Genomic DNA, 24,354 nt, shown 5'->3' with positions numbered 1-24,354 from the left:
TTCATGGCTGAGCAATGGATCTATCTGGATGGACAACATGTAACGAAAGAGAATGCAAAGGTATCCGTATTCGATCACGGCTTTTTATATGGAGACGGAATATTTGAAGGTATCCGTATTTATAACGGCAACATCTTCAAATGTAAGGAGCATCTGGACAGGCTGTATGATTCGGCGAAGTCGATTATGCTGGACATTCCTCTGACCTATGATGAGATGCTGGAAGCTATGGCTGAGACTATCCGTCTTAACGACATGCGTAACGGATACATCAGGCTGATCGTTTCGCGCGGTCCCGGTAATCTGGGGCTCGATCCGCGCCGCTGCCCCAAAGCCAGTGTGATCATCATTGTTGAGCAGCTGGCCATCTACCCGGAACAGGCTTATCTGAACGGACTTCGTGCCGTTTCGGTGTCGCAGCGCCGCAATATCCCGGATGCGCTGAATCCGAAGATCAAATCGCTGAATTATCTCAACAACATTCTGGTGAAGATCCAGTCTAATCTGGCTGAAGCGGATGAAGCGATCATGATGAACGCTCAAGGCTATGTAACCGAAGGTTCGGGCGATAATATCTTCATTATCAAAAGAGGGGTAGTCTACACTCCGCCTTGCTACCTGGGGGCGCTTGAAGGAATTACCCGTCTGGCGATTATTGAGCTATGTGAGAAACTGGGCTTACCGCTTAAGGAAGAGCCGTTCACTATGCATGACGTATATATTGCCGATGAAGTCTTCTTCACCGGCACAGCGGCGGAAGTGATTGCAGCCCGTGAGATCGACGGCCGGATCATTGGTTCTGGCCATGCCGGGCCGATCACCCTGCAGCTGCTTGAAGAATTCCGCAATGTGGTCGACAAAGACGGTTATAAGGTTTGGGAATAGTAATAGTAGAACGGTGCCCTGACACCGTGTAATAGAGCCAATTATCCTTTCATGCCAAGCATGGAAGGATTTTTTTTGCTTATAGGGATGTCATTCGCCCATGGGCTGCATAAGATGTAGTAACGAAGGAGGCGGCTGTACCGCATATACCGATACTGGAATGCTCTCATCCCTGAACCGGGGTGCAACGTCGATCAATAGATACTTTTAGGAGGTAAATGCTACGTGAAAATACACATTGTCAAGCAAGGCGATTCGTTGTTTGCGTTATCGCAGAAGTATGGAGTGCCGCTGCAAAAGATAATTGAGGCCAATCCGCAAATCACCAATCCAGATGTGCTTGCCGTAGGAGATAAGGTCAAAATACCGGCGGCGCCGGTACCTATCCCTGTGCCGGACAACAATGATATTTACTATAAGCATACGGTGAAGCAAGGCGATACCTTATGGAAGCTCTCCAAGGCTTGGGGGGTTACGCTCAAGGACATGATTGACGCCAATCCGCAGCTTAAGAACCCTAATGCTCTGATGACTGGTGAAGTTGTGAATATCCCTAAGAAAGTCAGTGTTTCACCCATCCAGGCTCAGTCCACCGCTCCTGCAAAAGCGAATACGGCCCCCATTCAGGCCCAGTCCGCTGCTCCGGCAGTAGTAGACAAAACGGCGATTGGCGGAAAAACCTACACAGGTGTTATTGAAAAACCAGCTCCTGCTCCAGCCCCGGCTCCTGTGGCGGAAGCGGTTCCCATCCCGCTCGCTGTTCCTGCGCCTAACCCTGCACCTAATAAAGCGCCAGAGGTTATGCCGGTCCAGGAAGCCGTGCCTGAGAAACAAAGCTTGTATGTGCAAATCTCAGTTCCGGCCCAGGAAGCTCCGGCTTACGAGAAGAAGTCCAAAGAAGCTCATAAAACAGAGGTTCAGCCTGCCTCATGGGGGGAAGGCAAAGCAGACTCAATGGAAAAGACAGGCGGATATCCCGGCTTGAATGAGAACCCGTATTTCATGAATCATGCACCGGTCTATCCCATGTATGAGCCAATGGGAATGATGAATATGAATAACGCTCCCAGCTATGCTCAGCCTGCTGCGTTCATGCCGGAATGCCCTCCGAATTATGCTGATCCGGCCAATGCTTATCCAGCTTCCCAGTATCCCGGCGCATGGTATCCCAATGCAGCACCGGACTATAATCAGGACTACAATAATGTGAATATGTCTGCCGTCAGCCCTGTAAGTGATAATGCCTCCTTCGCTCCGCAATATCACAATCAGCAGGTTAATCTTCCGTGGCCTTCCTGCGGGTGCGGCGGAATGTCGATCCAGCCATATCCGTACGAGCAGCCGATGTATAACGGATATCCGGTGTACGGCATGCCGCAGATGGGGATGGCTTCTCCTTATTCGGCGGGAATGAATTCCATGCCTAATGCGGTATCGCCAATGTATGAGCAGCCCATGGTATCGAATATTCCACCTTATCCGGCTTACCCGGGAATGGAGAATTTTGCCCATAACCGCGTACCTGAGATTCAGATTCCCGAGCCTGCGGTGGAGGAGCCGGAAGAAGTTCCGGATAAGGCACATGCCGATGCCGCTCCCGTAAAGGATACGAAGACAGGAACGTCCAAAGCGGCAACGAAAATAAAGGCTTCAGGCCAGACCACTGCCACCAAGGAAAAAGCCCCCGCCAAGCCGCGTCCGAATTCTAGTGGGCGTTCAAGCACAAGCACAGTCAAAAAGAATAGTGGTCCTTGGGTTCCTAATTAATAGAACCGGGGAAGGAGTAAAGAGCGTATGCAGGTCCTGCATGGTAAGGGGATCTGCTGCGTTTTTGATGTGGAAAGGAGGTCTATAGAACTAAATACAAAAATGGTAAATATTAAGGATTGTTTATCACGTATAAAACATGGTATATTATAAATCCAGTCGCGAGGCAGACGCCTTGAATCAGATTGGACATGCTGCTCTGAAGAATAACTACCTTGTCTCATTGAAATAAGTGTTGCATTCGGATGAGAAACATGATATATTATAAAAGTTGCTGATGACGAGCTAATCGACACCAACAACGAGCTTGATCTTTGAAAACTGAACAACGAGTGAGTATCGGAAATCACGAAAGTGACTTCCAAAATGAGAATGTAAATTCTCGTCAGATGTTTCAAAATGAGCAATCGCTCTTTCTAAATACCAATTTGGAGAGTTTGATCCTGGCTCAGGACGAACGCTGGCGGCATGCCTAATACATGCAAGTCGAGCGGAGTTTGAGTGGAAGCTTGCTTCCATTCTTGCTTAGCGGCGGACGGGTGAGTAACACGTAGGCAACCTGCCCTCAAGACTGGGATAACTACCGGAAACGGTAGCTAATACCGGATAATTTCTTTCCTCTCCTGAAGAGAGAATGAAAGGCGGAGCAATCTGCCACTTGGGGATGGGCCTGCGGCGCATTAGCTAGTTGGTGGGGTAATGGCTCACCAAGGCGACGATGCGTAGCCGACCTGAGAGGGTGAACGGCCACACTGGGACTGAGACACGGCCCAGACTCCTACGGGAGGCAGCAGTAGGGAATCTTCCGCAATGGGCGCAAGCCTGACGGAGCAATGCCGCGTGAGTGATGAAGGTTTTCGGATCGTAAAGCTCTGTTGCCAGGGAAGAACGTCCGGTAGAGTAACTGCTATCGGAGTGACGGTACCTGAGAAGAAAGCCCCGGCTAACTACGTGCCAGCAGCCGCGGTAATACGTAGGGGGCAAGCGTTGTCCGGAATTATTGGGCGTAAAGCGCGCGCAGGCGGTTATTTAAGTCTGGTGTTTAAACCTTGGGCTCAACCTGAGGTCGCACTGGAAACTGGGTAACTTGAGTACAGAAGAGGAAAGTGGAATTCCACGTGTAGCGGTGAAATGCGTAGATATGTGGAGGAACACCAGTGGCGAAGGCGACTTTCTGGGCTGTAACTGACGCTGAGGCGCGAAAGCGTGGGGAGCAAACAGGATTAGATACCCTGGTAGTCCACGCCGTAAACGATGAGTGCTAGGTGTTAGGGGTTTCGATACCCTTGGTGCCGAAGTTAACACAGTAAGCACTCCGCCTGGGGAGTACGGTCGCAAGACTGAAACTCAAAGGAATTGACGGGGACCCGCACAAGCAGTGGAGTATGTGGTTTAATTCGAAGCAACGCGAAGAACCTTACCAGGTCTTGACATCCCGATGAAAGCATTAGAGATAGTGCCCCTCTTCGGAGCATCGGAGACAGGTGGTGCATGGTTGTCGTCAGCTCGTGTCGTGAGATGTTGGGTTAAGTCCCGCAACGAGCGCAACCCTTGACTTTAGTTGCCAGCAGGTGAAGCTGGGCACTCTAGAGTGACTGCCGGTGACAAACCGGAGGAAGGTGGGGATGACGTCAAATCATCATGCCCCTTATGACCTGGGCTACACACGTACTACAATGGCCGGTACAACGGGAAGCGAAACCGCGAGGTGGAGCCAATCCCAGCAAAGCCGGTCTCAGTTCGGATTGCAGGCTGCAACTCGCCTGCATGAAGTCGGAATTGCTAGTAATCGCGGATCAGCATGCCGCGGTGAATACGTTCCCGGGTCTTGTACACACCGCCCGTCACACCACGAGAGTTTACAACACCCGAAGTCGGTGGGGTAACCCGCAAGGGAGCCAGCCGCCGAAGGTGGGGTAGATGATTGGGGTGAAGTCGTAACAAGGTAGCCGTATCGGAAGGTGCGGCTGGATCACCTCCTTTCTATGGAGAATCGTTTCCTGCAACGGAAACATTCAAATCGGAAGCTAAGCTTCCACAACTCAGGTTTAGGCCTGTTACTCACTCGTTGGTCAGTTTTGAGAGTTGAAGCTCTCATCTTTGAACTTGATCCTTGAAAACTGGATACCGAAACGAATTTGCGTTTTAGAACATTCCTTTAAGCTGAACTTGTGTAAACAAGTTTTGAAGTTTTTAGTGAAGCTGAAAGCGAAGGTTTTCGATTGTGCAGCGACCTTTGGCTTTGAATGTGTTGGTGAATGGAGCAATCCATGAACAGCATTCAAAACAAGATGAGCAAACAAGCGAAAGACCGGAGCGTTGGTTAAGCTAATAAGAGCACACGGAGGATGCCTAGGCGCCAGGAGCCGACGAAGGACGTGGCGAACAACGAAACTGCCTCGGGGAGCTGTAAGCAAGCTTTGATCCGGGGGTGTCCGAATGGGGAAACCCAGCTGTGGTAATTCGCAGTTACTCGTATCTGAATACATAGGATACGCAGAGGCAGACCAGGGGAACTGAAACATCTAAGTACCCTGAGGAAGAGAAAACAATAGTGATTCCGTCAGTAGCGGCGAGCGAACGCGGAACAGCCTAAACCAAGGGGCTTGCCCCTTGGGGTTGTGGGACGTCTCACATGGAGTTACAAAGGAATATGGTAGGCGAAGAGGTCTGGAAAGGCCCGCGATAGAGGTAAAAGCCCTGTAACCTAAACTGTGTTCTCTCCGAGACGGATCCCGAGTAGTGCGGGGCACGTGAAACCCCGTATGAATCCAGCAGGACCATCTGCTAAGGCTAAATACTACCTGGCGACCGATAGTGAAACAGTACCGTGAGGGAAAGGTGAAAAGCACCCCGGAAGGGGAGTGAAATAGAACCTGAAACCGTGTGCTTACAAAAAGTCAGAGCCCTTTTTATGGGTGATGGCGTGCCTTTTGTAGAATGAACCGGCGAGTTACGTTTAACATGCAAGGTTAAGGTGAGAAGCCGGAGCCGCAGCGAAAGCGAGTCTGAATAGGGCGACTGAGTATGTGGACGTAGACCCGAAACCGTGTGATCTACCCCTGTCCAGGGTGAAGGTGCGGTAACACGCACTGGAGGCCCGAACCCACGCATGTTGAAAAATGCGGGGATGAGGTGGGGGTAGCGGAGAAATTCCAATCGAACTCGGAGATAGCTGGTTCTCCCCGAAATAGCTTTAGGGCTAGCCTCGGTGAATGGAGTGGTGGAGGTAGAGCACTGATTGGGTGCGGGGCCCGCAAGGGTTACCAAGCTCAGTCAAACTCCGAATGCCATTAACTTCTTGCCGGGAGTCAGACAGTGAGTGCTAAGATCCATTGTCAAAAGGGAAACAGCCCAGACCATCAGCTAAGGTCCCCAAGTGTGTGTTAAGTGGGAAAGGATGTGGAGTTGCACAGACAACCAGGATGTTGGCTTAGAAGCAGCCACCATTGAAAGAGTGCGTAATAGCTCACTGGTCGAGTGACTCTGCGCCGAAAATGTAACGGGGCTAAACACACCACCGAAGCTATGGCTAGATGCTTTGCATCTGGGGTAGGGGAGCGTTGTATGTGGGTTGAAGGTGTACCGTAAGGAGCGCTGGACAGCATACAAGTGAGAATGCCGGTATGAGTAACGAAAAGATCAGTGAGAATCTGATCCGCCGAAAGCCCAAGGTTTCCTGAGGAAGGCTCGTCCGCTCAGGGTAAGTCGGGACCTAAGGCGAGGCCGACAGGCGTAGTCGAAGGACAACAGTTTGAAATTACTGTACCACCGTAATCCGCTATGAGCGATGGGGTGACGCAGGAGGGTAGTGACGCGGACTGATGGATATGTCCGTCTAAGCAGTGAGGCTGATGTGTAGGCAAATCCGCACATCGTGAAGGCTGGGCTGTGATGGGGAGCGAAAATTGTAGTAGCGAAGGTCATGATCTCACACTGCCAAGAAAAGCCTCTAGCCAGGAGAAGGTGCCCGTACCGCAAACCGACACAGGTAGGCGAGAAGAGAATTCTAAGGCGCGCGGAAGAACTCTCGTTAAGGAACTCGGCAAAATGACCTCGTAACTTCGGGAGAAGAGGTGCCTCGGTAGGGTGAATAGCCCGAGGGGGCCGCAGTGAAAAGGCCCAAGCGACTGTTTAGCAAAAACACAGGTCTGTGCGAAGCCGTAAGGCGAAGTATACGGGCTGACGCCTGCCCGGTGCTGGAAGGTTAAGGGGAGTGGTTAGGAGCAATCCGAAGCTGTGAACCGAAGCCCCAGTAAACGGCGGCCGTAACTATAACGGTCCTAAGGTAGCGAAATTCCTTGTCAGGTAAATTCTGACCCGCACGAATGGCGTAACGACTTGGGCGCTGTCTCAACGAGAGATCCGGTGAAATTTTAATACCTGTGAAGATGCAGGTTACCCGCGACAAGACGGAAAGACCCCATGGAGCTTTACTGCAGCTTGATATTGAATTTGGGTACGATCTGTACAGGATAGGTGGGAGCCGGTGAGGCAGGAGCGCAAGCTTCTGCGGAGGCGCCGTTGGGATACCACCCTGATCGTATCTAGGTTCTAACCTGGTGCCCTTAGCGGGTACGGGGACCGTGTCAGGCGGGCAGTTTGACTGGGGCGGTCGCCTCCTAAAGAGTAACGGAGGCGTTCAAAGGTTCCCTCAGAATGGTTGGAAATCATTCGCAGAGTGCAAAGGCATAAGGGAGCTTGACTGCGAGACCTACAAGTCGAGCAGGGACGAAAGTCGGACTTAGTGATCCGGTGGTACCGCATGGAAGGGCCATCGCTCAACGGATAAAAGCTACCCTGGGGATAACAGGCTTATCTCCCCCAAGAGTCCACATCGACGGGGAGGTTTGGCACCTCGATGTCGGCTCATCGCATCCTGGGGCTGAAGTAGGTCCCAAGGGTTGGGCTGTTCGCCCATTAAAGCGGTACGCGAGCTGGGTTCAGAACGTCGTGAGACAGTTCGGTCCCTATCTGTCGTGGGCGCAGGAAATTTGAGAGGAGCTGTCCTTAGTACGAGAGGACCGGGATGGACGTACCGCTGGTGCATCAGTTGTTCCGCCAGGAGCATGGCTGAGTAGCTACGTACGGACGGGATAAGCGCTGAAAGCATCTAAGCGTGAAGCCCCCCTCAAGATGAGATTTCCCAGTATGTAAGACCCCTTGAAGACGACGAGGTAGATAGGTTGGAGGTGGAAGTGCAGCAATGCATGGAGCTGACCAATACTAATCGGTCGAGGGCTTATCCAAATACACTAATACACAAATTCGTTTCGGATTCAGTTTTCAGGAACCAAATTGTAATTTATAGAACTCAAGCAGTTCTGTAAAGAAGATTTGTTTTCAGCATTTGGCGATGCTGAGACCTGAATTATAGCATTTGATATTCAAATGCCCGTTTGGTGGCGATAGCGGAGGGGTTCCACACGTACCCATCCCGAACACGACCGTTAAGCCCTCCAGCGCCGATGGTACTTGGACCGAAGGGTCCTGGGAGAGTAGGACGCCGCCAAGCACTTAAGACCACCGTTGATAATCAACGGTGGTTTTTTGTTGTACTGTGACGCAAAAAGCTCATAATTTCCGTGTCAACCCGCTGCCTGCGGTGAAGAGATAGTTCCCTTATTAAATCGTGATCATAATACAACATTATTCTTGTGCTCTGTGGTTGTAATCCGAAGTTGCAATAAGTACAATACTTGGGCGATATACGGCTACCGTTCTCTAATACTAGTGGATCAACCTGATGAGCCAGTTCGCTATTCACGTTCTCTGCTCTTCTAAGAGCTTCATAGCAAACGAGAGAGGGAAGGAAGGAAGAGGACTCATAGGCTCTCATACAGACGGAGAGGTGCTCTACGTGGTGATTATTAAGGCCATGTAAGAAGCCGGGGAGGGAAGGGGAAATGACCTTCGTGTATCTCGTCCCGAGGTACTATTGGAATACAAAAACAGCAGATTATTAATAATAATATTGCTTCCTATTGCATTATTCTCATATATTTGATATAATATCTTTTGTTGTCGAAAGATATTATATTCATCTGGCTCGTTGGTCAAGGGGTTAAGACACCTCCCTTTCACGGAGGTAACATGGGTTCGAATCCCATACGAGTCACCATAATCTTCTTCAATCTCTAAGTTGAAATAAATAATGATTGTATATCTCACGATTATGTGTTATGATCATTAAGTTGCTTCTTCGATGGAGGCTTAGCTCAGCTGGGAGAGCATCTGCCTTACAAGCAGAGGGTCGGGGGTTCGAACCCCTCAGCCTCCACCATGCAGACTTTGCAGAATAGAAGAGAATATTATTACTGACGCGGGGTGGAGCAGCCCGGTAGCTCGTCGGGCTCATAACCCGAAGGCCGCAGGTTCAAATCCTGCCCCCGCAATTATTTGGAACCGTGGTGTAGTTGGCCTAACATGCCTGCCTGTCACGCAGGAGATCGCGGGTTCGAATCCCGTCGGTTCCGCCATTTTTTACTTAAGTAATCCATTGAATACATACCGTGTGCGGACGTGGCTCAGCGGTAGAGCATCGCCTTGCCAAGGCGAGGGTCGCGGGTTCGATTCCCGTCGTCCGCTCCATATTTTGCGCCCTTAGCTCAGCTGGATAGAGCGTTTGACTACGAATCAAAAGGCCGGGAGTTCGAATCTCTCAGGGCGCGCCATTCTTTACTTCATAACATAACCAAGTTACTTACCTGTTCAAAGTATAATTGTCCTTAGCGGATATAATCTTATATTAAGCCGGCGTGGCGGAATGGCAGACGCGCTCGACTCAAAATCGAGTGGGAAACCGTGGAGGTTCGAGTCCTCTCGCCGGTATCCCAAAAAGAGTTCATGAATTGTATTTTATACAATTACATGAACTCTTTTTTATTTTAATGGCTGCCACGAACGCTACAAAGGAAGAGGCTGGTGTTACCGTTCCAGAGATGACATCTTCGACCCCTGAGCAATATAGAACTGGCCCTGTGTACTAACATACACAGAGCCAGGAAGCCTTCTTACTTCGCAGAACCAATAAATTGATTTCGACCAGCACCCAGACCAACGATACCGAGCAGAAGAGAAGCACCAACCAAGATCAGGAGTGGAACGCTCCAACTATGACTGGCATCATGCAGGTATCCAATCAGCGCTGGACCCACTGCGGCTAGCAGATATCCGATGGATTGGGCCATGCCTGATAATTCAGCCGCCTGATGGGCATTTTGGGTACGCAAGCCAAAAAACATCATGGACAAGCCAAAGGCAAAGCCCGCTCCAATACCAAGAATAATAACCCAAAACAGAAGCAGCTGGATACTGCTATAGAGAAGTCCAAGTGTCCCGGTCAATAGCAGTATGGTTGTAATCACCACTAATAACCGTTGGCTAGACATGCGGCCAGCCATCACTGGAACGATAAATGCAAAGGGGAGCGACGCCATAATCAGCACCGAGAGGAACCAGCCGGATTGACTTGAACTGATACCTTGATCTTTTAGGATTTCAGGCAGCCATGCCACCAGTACATAAAAAATGGCCGATTGTATTCCCATAAAAAGAGTCACCTGCCAAGCCAACGGAGAGCGCCATATATTGACCTGATGGTTGTGCCCTGAACTGTTGGCAACAGCGGCTAGTCTCGCTGGAGCCTTGAGTTGCGGTACCCAAAAGAGAATAGAGATGACGCTCAGTATCCCCCATACTCCCAAGGCACCTTGCCAGTTCATGCCTGCCCCTACCGCTAAGGGAATACTAATACCGGAAGCAATCGCCCCGCATAGATTCATGGAAACTGAATAAACCCCTGTCATAGTACCCATTTGCTGCGGAAATTCCCGTTTGATCAGGCTAGGTAGTAATACATTACATATGGTAATCGCGAATCCCAGAACTGCGGTTCCAACGTACAAGGTCAGTGCTCCGGATAACGAGCGAACAGCAATACCGATGACCAAAAAAATAAGGGAAATCAGGATAAGCCGTTCCACACCATATTTACGTCCTAACTTGGGTACAAAAGGGGATAACAATGCAAATGCGATAAGTGGAACTGTGGTAATGAGGCCTGCTAAGGTATTGGAAATATGCACGTTCTCCCGGATAAGACTGACTAAGGGTCCCACCGATGTGAGGGGAGCACGCAAATTCGCTGCGATAAAAATAATTCCTACGATCATGAACCAGAGGGTCGCTTGCTTGCGTATACCGGTACTGGATATTTCATCCTGTTGTTGTAACAATTGTTCTGGTGAACTCATAAGGGTGCCTCCTAAGTTTTATGTTAATTAATCATCAATTTCATCCATGTAGGGAAGTACCCTTAAGCGGGAATGTATTGTACACGAAAATGCTGTTTATAAGCGATATTCTGCCAGGGCCTGTTCAATGTATACACGAACAGCCTCCTCGGCTTGGTGGCCATCCTGATTGGCAATGGCCTGATACAGCAGGTCATGAGAGTCCAGATAAGCAGCCACATCTTTGAAATTCTTCGTTTCCAAAACCATGTTTTGCAGCGCCTCGGAAATATGATTGTACAAATTCGCCATCAATTGATTATGTGAAGCAGCAATCACCATTTTGTGAAACTCGACATCCCAGTGAGCATAAGCTTTGAGATCCTGCTGGCTGGCTGCTTGTCTGCACTGGTCCAAGCATGTCCGAAGTGCCTCCAAATCTTCTTCGCTTCTCCTGAGCGCAGCCAAGGCAGCAGCCTCTCTTTCCAATGCATACCGGACCTCCAGGCTCTCAAGCTGATCGGTATGCTGAATCACCTTTTTAATTACAGACTCCAGAACACTGGAGGAGCAGACATAGGTCCCATCCCCTTGTCTGGTCTTCAGCAGACCCGCATAAGTCAAAGCCCGAATGGCTTCCCTTAAGGTATTACGGCTAACTTGAAGCTGTTGCATCAGCTCGGGCTCTGGAGGAATACGCATCCCTATTGGCCATTCGCTGTTTTCGATCTTCCCCTGGATCTGGTAAGCCACCTGTTCCACCAAGGTTAAACGTTGAGTTTGAGTTAACAACAGTATCACTCCTTTGCCAAACGTAGGATGTTTGGTATTTTGGTGTTATTATAGCAGAATGATTGTAACTTGTGAAGATGATATTGATAATCAATATCAATTGTGCTAACATGATTTTTGTTCACTAGCGAACAAAAAATATAATAGTCTATTGCTGACGCTGAACTTGGTCTACAACTGCTACAAGAGAGGGGAGATAGCGAAATTGGAGTTTCCAAATCATTTTAAAGGTCATCTTTACGAGCAATATATTAGAATGCTGCATCTGAATGAGCTGTATACAGAACAGGAATTCAACTCGTTCCGGCAACAGGCCGGAAAGTACGGGATTGATATGCTCTCCAACAATATTACTAGTGTTCACGTTATTGATTGTATTGGAGATCATGAACCGATCAATCATACCGGGATTGTGGAGAAGATGGGGTTATCCAAAGCTGGCATTAATAAAATTTGTTCAAAGCTGCTGGAAATGGGCTTCATTATGAAAAGTCAACTGAACAACAATCGTAAGGAGATTTACTTTAGTCTAACGGATACAGGAAGACACGTTTATTATTTGCATAAAGAGATGCATAAACAAAAAGAAGAAAGGTTTTACCAGTTCATTGAATCCTATACAGAGGCTGAACTGCAGACTATTGGTAAATTCATGAGTGACTTGGTGGCGCGTGCCGAAGAATACTCCGAGAAATGAATCGGCTGATTAAGTTCGAGATGGAAGGAAGCACCGTTTGATTCATAAAGGAAGTACGAGGTGTTGGTAATGAAGAAAAAGAATTCGGACCATTCAGAACTGGCTCAACTTATCCGGGAGATACGGAAACTTCAGTTCTACTACAATATGCTGGCAGGATTGAGCGCAAGCTGTGGTGCGCTGATACCCTTGGACTCTGTATATACGCTTATAAGGGAACATTCGGATCAAGAGGCCATTCTTAGGCAAAAGGCTAAGGATCACTCAGACCATCCGGGGTGAAAACAGGCTTGAATTGACTGTCGAGCGCACAATTCTTGAGGAATTCGATCATAGAACCTCTGGTTGCCACTTTGTGATGGCAGGCGGAGGTTTTTATATATAAAAAGCCAAAAATATTGAACAAAGGATAAAGAACTTGGAATATAAAGCGCTTTCTTAATGTTATATACTCAAGGCACGTTAAAAGAAAGGGGTTGCAAACATTGTCGGATTTGTTTTACAGGCCAGCAGGAGCCTGGGTGGGAGACCTCATTCCCTACTATAAAGACGGTACATTCCGTTTGTTCTATCTTCATGACTGGAGGGAGAATAAGCGTATTCACGGGGAGGGAACTTCCTGGTTCGAGCTCCGCACAAGTGATTTCGTACACTACGAAGAAATGGGCGAAATGCTGAAGCATGGAAGTGTGAGCGAGCAGGATCTTAACTGTTATACGGGCTCGATCATCGAAGCCCAGGGAGAATATCATCTGTTCTACACCGGACTTAATCCGAATCCGGAATTCGTAGAGAACGGAGTGCCGCTCCAGTGCGTCATGCACGCCGTGAGCACGGATATGGAGCAGTGGCGGAAAATCCCCGAGGATACCTTCTATTCCGACGGAATTCAATATGAAAGGCATGACTGGCGCGATCCCTTTGTATTCTGGAACGAAGAGGCGGGGGAGTACTGGATGCTTCTCGCTGCCAGGAACAAAGAAGGTCCTTCCCGGCGCCGGGGAAGCATCGGACTCTGTGCTTCGAAGGATCTCAAGAAATGGGAAATCCGCGAACCGTTCTGGAATCCGAACATGTACGTGACGCACGAATGCCCTGACTTATTTCAAATCGGGGAATGGTGGTATCTGGTTTACTCCACGTTCTCGGAACGGTTTGTCACCCATTACCGCATGAGTAAATCTTTAAGCGGACCTTGGACGGCGCCGAGAAATGATGCGTTTGACGCCAGAGCGTTCTATGCTGCGAAAACATGGAGTGACGGAAATAAGCGTTACGCCTTTGGCTGGGACCCAAGCAAGGAAAACGGGGATGATTACGGTGATTGGCAATGGGCCGGGAATCTGGTCGTGCACGAACTCGTTCAGGAACAGGATGGAACATTAACAGTTCGTATCCCGGAGACGGTCTCCCGTCATTTTGCCAAGGAACAGGCTGCCGTGTGGGGTTCCCGGCTTGGGGATTGGAAGGAGTCAGAGGGAGGGATAGCGGCGGAGGCGGACGAGACCTTCTCTTGCATTTCAGCCGGTTCCATGCCGGAAACCTGCAAAATTTCAGCCCGGTTATCCTTCTCCGAAGGAACCAGAAGCTGCGGGATTATGCTTCGGGCAAGCGAGGACAACAACGACGCCTATTATATTCGCCTTGAACCTATTCATAACCGACTGGTGTTCGATATGTGGCCCCGCCGGATCGAGGGGGAGATGCAGTGGCATATCAAAGGAGACCACCCGCATGCGGTGGAGCTGGAGGTGCCGGTAGAATTACATGCCGATACGAATTATAATATCGAGATCGTTGTGGAGAATTCGGTTTGCGTCGTATACTTGGCCGATCAGGTCGCCATGACTACACGTTTGTATAATTTAAAAACCGGCAACTGGGGCTGTTTTGTTCAGGAAGGCCGGGCAAACTTTGAACAGGCATCCCTTGCGGTTCCCAACTAACAGGAGGTCTTATAAATGAAACGTTATGTCAAATGGCTGGCTCTCTCGTTATCACTGGTTGTCCTGGCGGCGACGGTGAGCGCATGCGGAGGCACAAATACGAATAAGGGCGCTTCAGAAACCGGATCGGCAAATCCGCAGAAGGTGGACAAGAAAACATACAAGTGGTTCGTGGCCCGCGGCGTAGACAGCCCTCCGGCTGTAACTGTAAAAGAAATTGCAGAGGAGTTCTCCCGGACGCATCCGGAATTCGAGCTGGTTCTGGAGGGCACGGGTGACCGCCCATCCTATCTGCAGAAGCTGCGGACCTTGATTGCCAGCAATGAGATGCCCGCCATGTTTGATACAGATCCGGATGCCTATGCTTCCAAGCTGGTGGAGCAGGGCAAACTGGTCGATATGAAAAAACTGCTGGAGGAGCTGGGGAAATATAAGGATTTCCGTCCGGTGGCCCTGCAATACCAGCAGTTCGCAGACGGCAGCATGTATACTTTCCCGCTGGAATATGGAATCGAGGTATTCTGGTACAACATCAAGATGTTCAAGGATCTTGGCCTGGAGCCGCCGAAGACGTTCGATGAGTTCATGGAGGTTGCCGAGAAGCTGAAGCAAAGCGGGGTTACGCCGATTGCTGTCGACGGCAAGGATAAATGGCCGGTTCTAAGATACCTGGCGTACAAACCGTTCCGCATGACAGGCAATGATTTCATCGAGAATGTAAAGCAGGGCAAAGCATCCTTCAAGGACCCGGCCGGCATGGAAGGGATTAAGTTTGTTCATGACCTGGGCACCAAAGGGTACTTTCAGCAAGGATTCACTGCAACGGATTACACCGCAGCGCGAGATTTGTACCTGAGCGGCAAAGCCGGCATGTATTACATGGGTTCATGGGAGACCATGAACTTCGTAAATGATAAAGTAAGCGCGGAAATGAAGGACAATATCGGGTTTTTCCGGCTTCCCATGATGGAAGGCGCCACAACGGCTGACAATGATTATTTTATCAACTCAGGCATCGGCGTTGCCTTCAACCAGGAGACCTTCGATGATACGATGAAGGAATTCGTCAAATTCCTTCTGGAGCAATACCCTAAGGCCTATACGGAGAAAGGCCAATTCTCGCCTTTCAATTATTCACTTGATCAAGAGCAGGGGATGCCGGAGCTCTTCTACAAGATTCAAGATGAAATCGCGAAATCCGGTAACGTCTTTGCGGTCCCGTGGGATACGCGCCTTGATCCGGCCACGAATGAGCTGCTCGGCAACGAATTGAATGCCCTGGCTCTGGGAGCCCATACTCCGGAAGAATTTGCCGAACTAATGGATCAGGCGATTAAAGAAAACGCACCGAAATACTTCAAATAGCATTGCTGAACATAGCGGCCGGCCGCAAGCCGGTTGGCTGCTGTAAGTACAATAAAACTAAAATTAGGGAATGAGCAAGCCTATGGATAAAGTCCTGCGCAACCGCAAAGCCGCTCTCGTCTTTCTGCTGCCTGCATTACTGGTGTATTTGCTCACCGTGCTGGCGCCTATTCTTTGGTCGATGTATTTCAGTTTCTTCTCCTGGGACGGAGTATCCGATATGCTCTATATCGGCTTTGACAATTACACCAAGATGTTCGGCGGAGATAAGACATTCTGGAAGGCATTCAGCAACAATCTGATCTATGTCTCCATTATTGTAGCCATGCAGGTGCTGCTCGGTTTGCTGGTTGCCATCCTGCTGACCAGCATCACCAAAGGGAGAGAATTGTTCAAAACCTTATATTTTGCCCCTGCCATCATCACCTCAGTAGCGATAGCCCAGTTGTTCCAAAATGTGTATTCGTTCGAGCCGGTCGGAATCCTGAACTATTGCCTGCAGCAGATCGGTCTTGGCGACTGGAGCAAACCTTGGCTGTCCGACCTCCATTGGGCTCTGAGTGCGGTATCGGTACCTGAAGGCTGGCGTTATATCGGTCTTTATATGATTATCCTGTATAGTGCGTTGATCTCCATTCCTGCCGATATCGAGGAGGCGGCCAGAATGGACGGAGCTTCTTCGTGGAAGCTGTTTCGTTCGATCAAAATGCCGCTGATCAAGCCGGTTCTGATGGTCTCAATTATTATGGCGACTACAGGGGCGCTGAAAGGGTTCGACATCCCGTATATCATGACGAACGGGGGACCTGGCCGCGTAACCGAATTATTGCCAACCTATATGTATAAAACCGCATTCTCCAGTCTGGACTTCGGCTATGGCAGCGCGATGGCTGTATTTATCGTCATTGAAAGCCTCATTGCAGTTGCCTTTATCAGACGGATGATGGACAGTAAGGAGACCTGATGATGAAAATTTCTGGCTATTCCAAGGCGGTCCTTCTAATTGTTTCCTTTGCACTGCTTGTCATTCAAGTGTATCCGCTGGTCTGGGTGTTCATCTCCAGTTTTAAGGGGCCTAATGATTTCTCAGGGGATAATCCGCTCAGCCTGCCAAGCCAATACACCTTCGATAATTATTTCAATGTGTGGAGCAAAGGGAACCTGGGGACTTATTTCTCCAATAGTATCATAGTCGCTGTGACGACCATCGTGCTTGTGATCTTATTCAGTGCCATGGCCGCTTTTGTGATCGAGAAGATGTCGTTTAAATGGAGTCAAAGTGTGCTGTTCTTATTTCTGTGCGGCATTATGATCCCGATTCAGGTCGTGCTTATCCCGCTGTTCATTCTTTATAACAAAATAGGGATTATCAATACGCTCGCTTCTCTTATTTTGCCCCAAGTAGGTTTTGCCCTGCCGATCTCGATTTATCTGTTCGTGAGCTTCTATAAGTACATTTCGAATGAGATCATGGAGGCCGCTGTCATGGATGGCTGCGGTGTGTATCAGGTGTTCTGGCGGATGATCTTCCCTCTATCCCGGAATACGATCGTCACAGTTGTTGTTATGAATCTGATATTCGTCTGGAATGAATTTATATTCGCCAATACGTTTATTCATGATCTGAAATCACGGACCATTCCAGTTGGCTTAATGGATTATATCGGACAGTACGGTTTGACGGATTGGGGAGCGACCTTTGCTGCCATCAGCATCACGACCATTCCGACGATGGTGGTCTATTTCATGTTCAACAAGAGCGTTATTTCCGGCATGACCGCAGGAGCAACGAAAGGTTGATCTCCCGTATCCCTTGGCCAGAGGGTATACTGAAAGTACCAGGCTGCAACTTTGCAGGGTCAGGGGGATCTCATGAAAATACACAGGCTGTTCCTGTCAATCAGCATCCGCAGCAAAATCATTATACTGTCCATCGCCTGTTCCTTGCTGCCACTTGTGCTGATTGCTTCCTTAACCTTCGTCTATTTAAGCAAAGTGATCGAAAACAAGATGTCCGACACCACCTCCAATCTGCTGGGCTCCATCAATTGGAATATCCAGACGTTCGTGAACGATGTGGAGGCGATCTCGAAGCTGATGTTGTCCTCCCGTGACGTTCAGAATTTCCTTGCCTATAGCAAAAATGATTTCAAGGAGATCTATGACCTTCAAAATGCGACCCGCAGCCTGATCGTCAATATTACCAACAACAAATCCTATATACGTTACGTTTACGTGGGCAGCGGGCAAAGGGAACTGATTACTACAAACCAATGGGACAGGTTAGCGTACGACAATATCTATCAGGCGGTCTCACGGACGAAATGGTATCAACAGGTGGGAGATATGGGCGGGCGGGGCTTGTGGCTGAACAGCGATGAAGTCCGGCTTGTCAAGGACACTCCGAACCTGCTGCTGTACGGTAAACAGTTAAACAACCTGGAGACGCTCGAACCGATCGGCATGTTAATCATTTCAATCGACAGGCGGGTCTTCGATGAGATGTTCCGGAATATTTCCAATGCGGAAAACGGGAATTTGATGATCCTGGAGCAGAATAAAGTCATTTATTATAACTCCCGCACGGCCGACCTGAAGCAGCTTCCTCCAAAAGAAATGGATCTGCTCTACGGCTTGCCTGAACGGGGGACCCGGATTGAGACGATGGGCGGAGAACGGTATGTCATCACCTTCGATACCAATCCGGTAACCCGGTGGAAAGTGGTCAGCATGATCCCTTATTCTAATATCAATTCGGAAATTGTCTGGATACGTAATATTACGCTAACACTGACAATGGTGGCTTTCCTGCTGGCTGCCTATGGTTCGTATTTAATCTCGAAGCGTATCACGAAGCAATTGACTTTACTCTCCTCTGTTGCCAGAAAAGCGGCCAAACGGGAGAGGATCGAAGGAATCCTCTTTCAGGAGGAAGATGAAATCGGGAAAATAGGCAATCAGTTCTTGAGGACCTTCCGCACCAACTCTGAATTATCGGACAAATTAATAGAAGCCAGGCTGAAGGAGCGGGAAGCAGAGCTGCACGCGCTGCAAAGTCAAATCAACCCTCACTTCCTGTACAATACGCTGAATTCCATCTATCTGATGGCTGAACGAATCAGTGCCAAAAACATCTCGAAAATGGTCATGTCGCTGTCTAACATGTTTAAGTTAAGCTTGAATAACGGGGACTACATTACCACAGTCCGCAATGAGATCGACCAGGTGAAAAATTATTTGGAGATTCAAAATATCCGCTATAACGGAAAGTTCGAGGTGACCATTGAGCTTGAGCCGGAAATTGAGCATATCCGTATGCTTAAGCTCCTGATACAGCCGCTGGTGGAGAATGCGATTTTTCATGGAATCGAGCTGAAGGAGAGCCAAGGGAATATTTATATTCGGGGACGTATCGAAGGAGAGACGCTTGTATTCGAGGTCGAGGATGACGGCGTAGGCTTTGATCCTGCGGTTACGCAGCCTAAGGGATATGCATTAAGGAACATCCAGGAGAGGATTCAATTGCATTATGGCCAGAACCACGGGCTGCGCATAGACAGCATTCCAGGCACCGGAACCAAAGTTACCCTAAGGATCGGAATCATGGATGAAGACCGGCTATGAAGGTGGGATTACATCATGTATAAACTGTTTATAGCGGATGATGAACAGCTGGTGGTGGAGACATTATCGGCTGTGATCGACTGGAACGCGTATGGGATAGGGATCGTGGGGACGGCAACTAACGGCAAGCAAGCCCTGGAACGGATTCTTCAGTCCGATCCGGACATTGTGCTGACAGATATCCGGATGCCCGGCCTGAATGGGCTGGAGCTGATCCGTGTCTTGAAGGAGAAGGGCCATAAAGCGGAATGTATCATCATTAGCGGGTATTCCGAGTTCGAATATGCCAAAGAAGCCATCAAGCTGGAGGCTGTGGATTATCTGATCAAGCCGGCAGAGCTGGAGGAAGTAGCCAAGACGGTCTCAAGAGCGCTCAAGCGTCTGGAGCGTAAAGCGGATGCCACGGAGAATCGCCCTGAGCTTCGGAATGTGGCAGCCTTGGACCGGGCGGCGTTTACAGATCTAATCGTCCATGCCAAACGCCCATCGTTCGATCAGACGCCCTACGAACGGTATAACCAGTTTGCGGTTCTCGTGATTGGAAGTACACAGACGCTGTGGCTTGAACGATTGAAGAATAATGGCGCTACGGATGCTCTCCTCAGCTTTTTGACGAATCGCGGAATCGTTGTGGACCTGCTCTACGAGCAGCAGAAAGTCATCTTATTGTGTATGGGGGCCATGGAGGTCAATGAGCCATTAACAGAAATTGTGCTGGCTGCAGCCGAAGCCTTCTCGAAGGACAGCTCAGCGGACGATATTTCATTGTCGTTTGGACTGGGGCCGGTTGTAGCTGGAATTACACAGGCAAATCTCTCTTTTGCGGCAGCCGATAAGGCATGTGAAATGGGAGTATTCTTTGGGGTTCCGGTTATGGAGGGGAGCCGCTTAGAGGAAATTACCCGCGTATCCGGGCAGTGGCTGAGCGAGTGGTCTGACTACCTCCAGTCCTTCGTCCGTTACGAACAGAAGGAGTTCGAGGAGATGCTTGAACGCTGGACGGAATGGGGGACGGGCCGGCTGATGGCTCCTGTTCTGCTGAAGAAGGCAGGCATAGAGTGGGGGAACCGGATGCTCGATCTGATCGAACAGGACTATGGAATCAAGATTGAGAAAGTGATCGGCGCCCGCCCCCAGCTGATGGACAGGATACTGGACACGCCGGACTGGGCGTCTTTGCAGCAACAGTTGCAGGATTTAGCGAAGAGTGTGCAATTTTATCTGAGTGTAACCAAGACTACGATGAAGGAAAAGGTGGTTCAGGAAATCAAAGCGTATCTTGAAGCCCATTACCATGAAAATATTGGGCTGGATCAACTGGCCGAACGGTTCGGGCTCAATTCTTCCTATGTAAGCAACTTGTATTCCAAGTCGACCGGACAGACCATTCTGGAATATATCACGTTGCTGCGCATTCAGACAGCGAAAAAGATGCTGAGAGAAAGCAGCTTCAAAATCTTCAAAATATCCGAAAGGGTCGGCTATGATAACCAGCGGTATTTCTGCCAGGTGTTCAAGAAGGTTGTGGGTGTAAGTCCCGGCCAGTATAGAGAAGAACATATGATGAAAAGTGAAGAGTAGGCTCTGGCTTAATTCATCTGCGAATAATTCAGCTTGTATTCCTTGGGGCTCATCCCGGTGTATTTGGAGAAGACATGGGTGAAATAGGCCGGGGTCTCGATACCAACGGCCTCAGCGACTTCAAATACTTTGCTGGATGGGTTCCTGAGCAGCTTCTTGGCCATTTCGATCCGGTATTTGTTGATGACGTCGATGATGGACTCACCGGTTACCTTTTTGTAAAGGCGGCTGAGGTAGCTGCTGTTGATATGAATATGGTCGGCAATAATCTGCAAATTCAGGTTCTGGTTGTAATGTTCTCTTATATATTTCTGGCATTCGATCACGATGTAATTCGGCTGTGTGTCCGTCTGTGCCATGACTCTTGCGCAGCTCTGAATGAGGCGGATGAGGATATCGGTGAGCAGCTGGATGCTCTTGCTCTCCTGGATCTGCTTATATACTGCCGACTGGCTCTCCTCCATCTCCGGGGCGAAGGGCTGGCTGGCGCTCAGCAGACGGAAGCAGTAGGACCCGATGAGCAGACAAGCCACTTTGACATTCTCGATCGGCTCTTGGCTGCTCCGGTAGCCCTCCAGCAATTGATTGAGCTGCTGGATCGCCTGATCACTCTGCCCTTGCTGCAGATACCCGGCAATTTGCTCGGCAGCATGATGGGGCGGCGCCCCCGGAGTCAGGGTCTGGTTCGGATGAGGCATGTATACGGCGACATAATTATCGTTATAAAAGCTGCCTTGCAGCGCCTCCCGGGCCTCCTGATAGGCTCTGGGCAAGGTCAGGACATCCCGGTGCAGCAGGCTGATCCCGATATTGACATGGTATTGCCGGAAGTGCTCCGCCATGGCCAGAATTTCATTGCTGATGGTGAGCAGGGACTGGGTAGAGACGGGGGCATTGCCGCCATCCATGGAGACGATCACCAGCAGGGTGCTTTTATCCATATTCAAAATCGTTAAGGGGCGGTCCGCGAACGCCAGTGTCAGGAATTGGCGGATGGAAGCCAGAAACCGGTGATGGTCATTGCCCGGCGCAGAGGCATGGGCTTGGGGGCTGAACATCTCTTTAACCTCCAGATAGACCGCGAAATAATTCTCGAGTTGCAGACCCAGCTCGCCGGTACGGCTGATTAAACTGGCCTCATTGCTGATCAAGCCGTCGACGGCCTCCTTCAGGAATTTCTCGCTGATTTCGGAGAGGTTGTCATTGATCTGGTTCTCCAGCTGTTTCACTTTCTGTTTCTGCTCCCGTTCCTTTTCCAGGAGTCGTGTTGCCTTGGCGATGGCCCGGGGAATCTGCTCTGTGGGATTGGTCTTGACTACAAAGTCGATGACTTCATATTGAATCGCTGTTTGAGCATAAGAGAAGTCAGCAAACGCGGTAAGAATAATCACCTTAATCTGCGGAAAGTTCTGATGTACATAATCCGACAGAGCAAGGCCGTCCATTCCCGGCATACGGATATCGGTGACGATAATATCTATATCATAATAGCCCAGCATTTCTACGGCTTCCATGCCGTTAGAGGCCTCGCACAGCACCTCACAATGCAGAACGCTCCAGTCAATGAAGCACTGCAGCCCTTTTTTGATCACAGGCTCATCATCCACAATCATCACGTTATACATGCGGTACTCCCCCCCAATCTGTCGGTATGTGCAGGGTAACCTTGGAACCTGTCCCCAGCTCGCTCTCCACTTCAATTCCATACGGCTCGCCGTAGATCAGCTTGACCCGCTTATGGGTGTTAATCAGGCCAATGTTGTTGTGGCCTTGTTTGCGTATAGTGATGTTCTCGAAATTATTCCAATCCTGCGGAACATGCTCGAATCCGTTGCCATTGTCTGTGATCTCAAAATAAACCGAATCCTCTCTGCGGTAAATACGGATATGGATGATGCCCTTACCCAGCTTTTTCTCCACCCCATGCACCACAGCATTCTCGACCAAGGGTTCGACGCTCAGCTTGGGCAGGTACAGATCCAGCAGGGCTTCATCTTCGATCTCGATGGTGTACTCCATCTTATCTTCAAACCGTTCTTTCTGGAGATAGAGATAAAACCGGATGACATCCAGCTCCTGACGAATCGGAATGGTAGCCATATTGCCCGAATATATACTGGCCTGCAGCAGCTCTGTAAGGGAGGTCACCATTCTGTAAACGGTCTCATCTTTGGACAGCTTCGCTTTGTAGCCAATGGTAATTAACGTATTGAACAGGAAGTGCGGATTGATCTGGGCTTGCAGAAATTTGATCTCCGATTCCTTGATGAGCAGATGCTTCTCATACACTTCCTTAATCAGATAGCTGATCTCGTCGGTCATGTGGTTGAAGGTGTTGCTTAGCTGATTCAGCTCCGCATCCTTGTAGGCGGGCATCCTGGCGTTGTAATCCCCCTTCTTCACTTTACGGATACTCCGCAGCAGATCACGGACGACGCGGGTAAACCGCAGGGAAATCACAATTCCTGCCGCCAGGGAGACACAGGCAATCAGGGTGATGATCCATATGTAGTTGTGCATGCTCCCGGATAGTCTGGAGAGCACCTGCTTCCTCGGGATGCCGGCAATAAAGGTAAGCCCGGTGGTACCAATGCTGCGGGAGGCAGCCAGGTAAGTCTCCTGGCCCAGCTTGACCTCCCTGACTTCAGTGTTGTCTTTCAGCGCCAGGATACCGGGAGGAGCAACGGAGCCCAGCTCCTGCTTACCGGCACTGGAATAAATAATCCCCTGGTTATCAATAATGTAGGCCAGCGCACCGGTGAAATCGAGCAGTCCGGAATACTCCTCGGCCAGATCAGCCTCCTTCGTGCCGAAGATCAGTACCAGACGCTGCCGGGGAAGATTGATATTGGACATCACCCGGGTGAAGTAGATGGTGGGGTCCTCCAGGCTTGGCGTGAGAATCTCCTTGCCCCGGACCATTCTTCCGTTGACCGATTGATAGACCGTGAGGTTGTTCTTGTTAGTCAGTTCTATATTGGGCGGTGATTTGAGAACGGATACATAGTTGTCGCTGTCAAAAAATACAAATGCCGTCGAGAGCAGGCTGATATTCCAGGCATTGTTGAACATGAGGCTGTACTTCAGGTCCTCTTCCATTTCCGCTTTGTTGACGAATTTCTTGTAGAAGTCATCGCTCAGCGACCTATCGTCGATTAACCAGCTTCTTAACATTTTGTTAGAGAGGAAGTGCAGGGAGGTGTTATCAATAATCTGAAAGGATTTCTCAATATTGTCGTTGGTCTGGCGGATCAGCAGGGACAGATTGGCATTGGCATTCCTGGTTAGAATCTGGGAGATGTTCCAGTAGAAATAGCAGCCGGCGACCGTCATCGGCAGAAGAATCAGCAGAACGATGATAATTACAATTTTGTTCCGCACAGGAATACGGGTAAACAATGCGGAAACCGGGCGAAGGCTGAGCCAGCGCAGGATAGGCTTGTTGGACATGCAGACTGCTCCT

13 protein-coding genes, 7 tRNA genes and 3 rRNA genes are annotated in these 24,354 nt (G+C 49.6%); 19 read left to right on the top strand and 4 right to left on the bottom strand.

Going from position 1 to position 24,354, the window contains the following annotated elements; genetic code table 11:
- Positions 1-3: 3 nt before the first annotated feature.
- The 12 genes from ilvE (at position 4) to KDC22_RS26070 (ending at position 9,483) form a co-directional block, all read left to right on the top strand.
- The gene (gene ilvE / locus KDC22_RS26125; RefSeq protein ID WP_173132514.1) at positions 4-885 is read left to right on the top strand and encodes a branched-chain-amino-acid transaminase; all 882 of its coding nucleotides are present in this window, start codon (positions 4-6) and stop codon (positions 883-885) included.
- Between the two features lie 225 nt (positions 886-1,110).
- Positions 1,111-2,652, top strand: coding sequence for a LysM peptidoglycan-binding domain-containing protein (locus KDC22_RS26120; RefSeq protein WP_211720861.1), 1,542 nt, complete (start codon positions 1,111-1,113; stop codon positions 2,650-2,652).
- Positions 2,653-3,077: 425 nt separating this feature from the next.
- Positions 3,078-4,635, top strand: a 16S ribosomal RNA gene (locus KDC22_RS26115).
- A 338-nt stretch (positions 4,636-4,973) separates the two neighbouring features.
- Positions 4,974-7,902 (top strand): 23S ribosomal RNA (locus tag KDC22_RS26110).
- A 148-nt stretch (positions 7,903-8,050) separates the two neighbouring features.
- A 5S ribosomal RNA gene (gene rrf / locus KDC22_RS26105) occupies positions 8,051-8,167 on the top strand.
- The 16S, 23S and 5S rRNA genes sit together here, the layout of an rRNA operon.
- Before the next feature lie 531 nt (positions 8,168-8,698).
- Positions 8,699-8,773 (top strand) — tRNA-Glu (locus KDC22_RS26100).
- An 86-nt stretch (positions 8,774-8,859) separates the two neighbouring features.
- Positions 8,860-8,935, top strand: a tRNA-Val gene (locus KDC22_RS26095).
- Positions 8,936-8,973: 38 nt separating this feature from the next.
- Positions 8,974-9,047: transfer RNA gene (locus tag KDC22_RS26090), tRNA-Met, on the top strand.
- A gap of 6 nt (positions 9,048-9,053) precedes the next feature.
- Positions 9,054-9,131 (top strand) — tRNA-Asp (locus KDC22_RS26085).
- 37 nt (positions 9,132-9,168) lie between these two features.
- A tRNA-Gly gene (locus KDC22_RS26080) sits at positions 9,169-9,243 on the top strand.
- A gap of 6 nt (positions 9,244-9,249) precedes the next feature.
- Positions 9,250-9,326 (top strand) — tRNA-Arg (locus tag KDC22_RS26075).
- A gap of 78 nt (positions 9,327-9,404) precedes the next feature.
- Positions 9,405-9,483, top strand: a tRNA-Leu gene (locus tag KDC22_RS26070).
- Between the two features lie 182 nt (positions 9,484-9,665).
- On the opposite strand, the gene KDC22_RS26065 is transcribed toward KDC22_RS26070, so the two are convergent.
- Positions 9,666-10,907 carry a CynX/NimT family MFS transporter gene (locus tag KDC22_RS26065; protein WP_211720860.1) on the bottom strand — a complete coding sequence of 414 codons (1,242 nt, stop codon included), beginning with the start codon at positions 10,905-10,907 and terminating at the stop codon, positions 9,666-9,668.
- Between the two features lie 96 nt (positions 10,908-11,003).
- Positions 11,004-11,678, bottom strand: coding sequence for a FadR/GntR family transcriptional regulator (locus KDC22_RS26060; RefSeq protein WP_173128824.1), 675 nt, complete (start codon positions 11,676-11,678; stop codon positions 11,004-11,006).
- A 205-nt stretch (positions 11,679-11,883) separates the two neighbouring features.
- Here KDC22_RS26060 and KDC22_RS26055 point away from each other — a divergent pair, with 205 nt between their 5' ends.
- From KDC22_RS26055 to KDC22_RS26025, 7 genes are all read left to right on the top strand, one after another.
- Entirely contained in the window at positions 11,884-12,375 is a 492-nt protein-coding gene (locus tag KDC22_RS26055) for a MarR family transcriptional regulator (RefSeq protein WP_173128821.1), read from the top strand.
- A 521-nt stretch (positions 12,376-12,896) separates the two neighbouring features.
- Complete coding sequence (locus tag KDC22_RS26050; RefSeq protein WP_246553002.1) at positions 12,897-14,321, top strand: glycoside hydrolase domain-containing protein; 1,425 nt, start codon at positions 12,897-12,899, stop codon at positions 14,319-14,321.
- 15 nt (positions 14,322-14,336) lie between these two features.
- Entirely contained in the window at positions 14,337-15,686 is a 1,350-nt protein-coding gene (locus KDC22_RS26045; RefSeq protein ID WP_211720858.1) for an ABC transporter substrate-binding protein, read from the top strand.
- Between the two features lie 70 nt (positions 15,687-15,756).
- Positions 15,757-16,650, top strand: coding sequence for a carbohydrate ABC transporter permease (locus KDC22_RS26040; RefSeq protein WP_246552999.1), 894 nt, complete (start codon positions 15,757-15,759; stop codon positions 16,648-16,650).
- Positions 16,650-17,486, top strand: a complete 837-nt coding sequence (locus tag KDC22_RS26035) for a carbohydrate ABC transporter permease (protein WP_246552996.1) — start codon at positions 16,650-16,652, stop codon at positions 17,484-17,486. The genes KDC22_RS26040 and KDC22_RS26035 overlap by 1 nt, the downstream gene beginning before the upstream one ends.
- Positions 17,487-17,558: 72 nt before the next feature.
- Positions 17,559-19,310 carry a cache domain-containing sensor histidine kinase gene (locus tag KDC22_RS26030; RefSeq protein WP_173128812.1) on the top strand — a complete coding sequence of 584 codons (1,752 nt, stop codon included), beginning with the start codon at positions 17,559-17,561 and terminating at the stop codon, positions 19,308-19,310.
- A gap of 15 nt (positions 19,311-19,325) precedes the next feature.
- On the top strand, positions 19,326-20,891 hold the full coding sequence (locus KDC22_RS26025) for a response regulator transcription factor (RefSeq protein WP_173128809.1): 1,566 nt from the start codon (positions 19,326-19,328) through the stop codon (positions 20,889-20,891).
- Positions 20,892-20,899: 8 nt separating this feature from the next.
- Here the strand turns inward: KDC22_RS26025 and KDC22_RS26020 are convergent, their stop codons facing one another.
- Positions 20,900-22,516, bottom strand: a complete 1,617-nt coding sequence (locus tag KDC22_RS26020) for a response regulator (RefSeq protein WP_211720857.1) — start codon at positions 22,514-22,516, stop codon at positions 20,900-20,902.
- Positions 22,509-24,341, bottom strand: coding sequence for a sensor histidine kinase (locus tag KDC22_RS26015; RefSeq protein ID WP_211720856.1), 1,833 nt, complete (start codon positions 24,339-24,341; stop codon positions 22,509-22,511). The genes KDC22_RS26020 and KDC22_RS26015 overlap by 8 nt, the downstream gene beginning before the upstream one ends.
- Positions 24,342-24,354: the final 13 nt, after the last annotated feature.

Origin of the sequence: Paenibacillus tritici, assembly GCF_018207515.1 — a bacterium.
Lineage (GTDB): Bacteria > Bacillota > Bacilli > Paenibacillales > Paenibacillaceae > Paenibacillus_AQ > Paenibacillus_AQ tritici.
The sequence above is the reverse complement of the archived record's forward strand: the minus strand, read 5'-3'. Positions and strand labels throughout refer to the sequence as shown.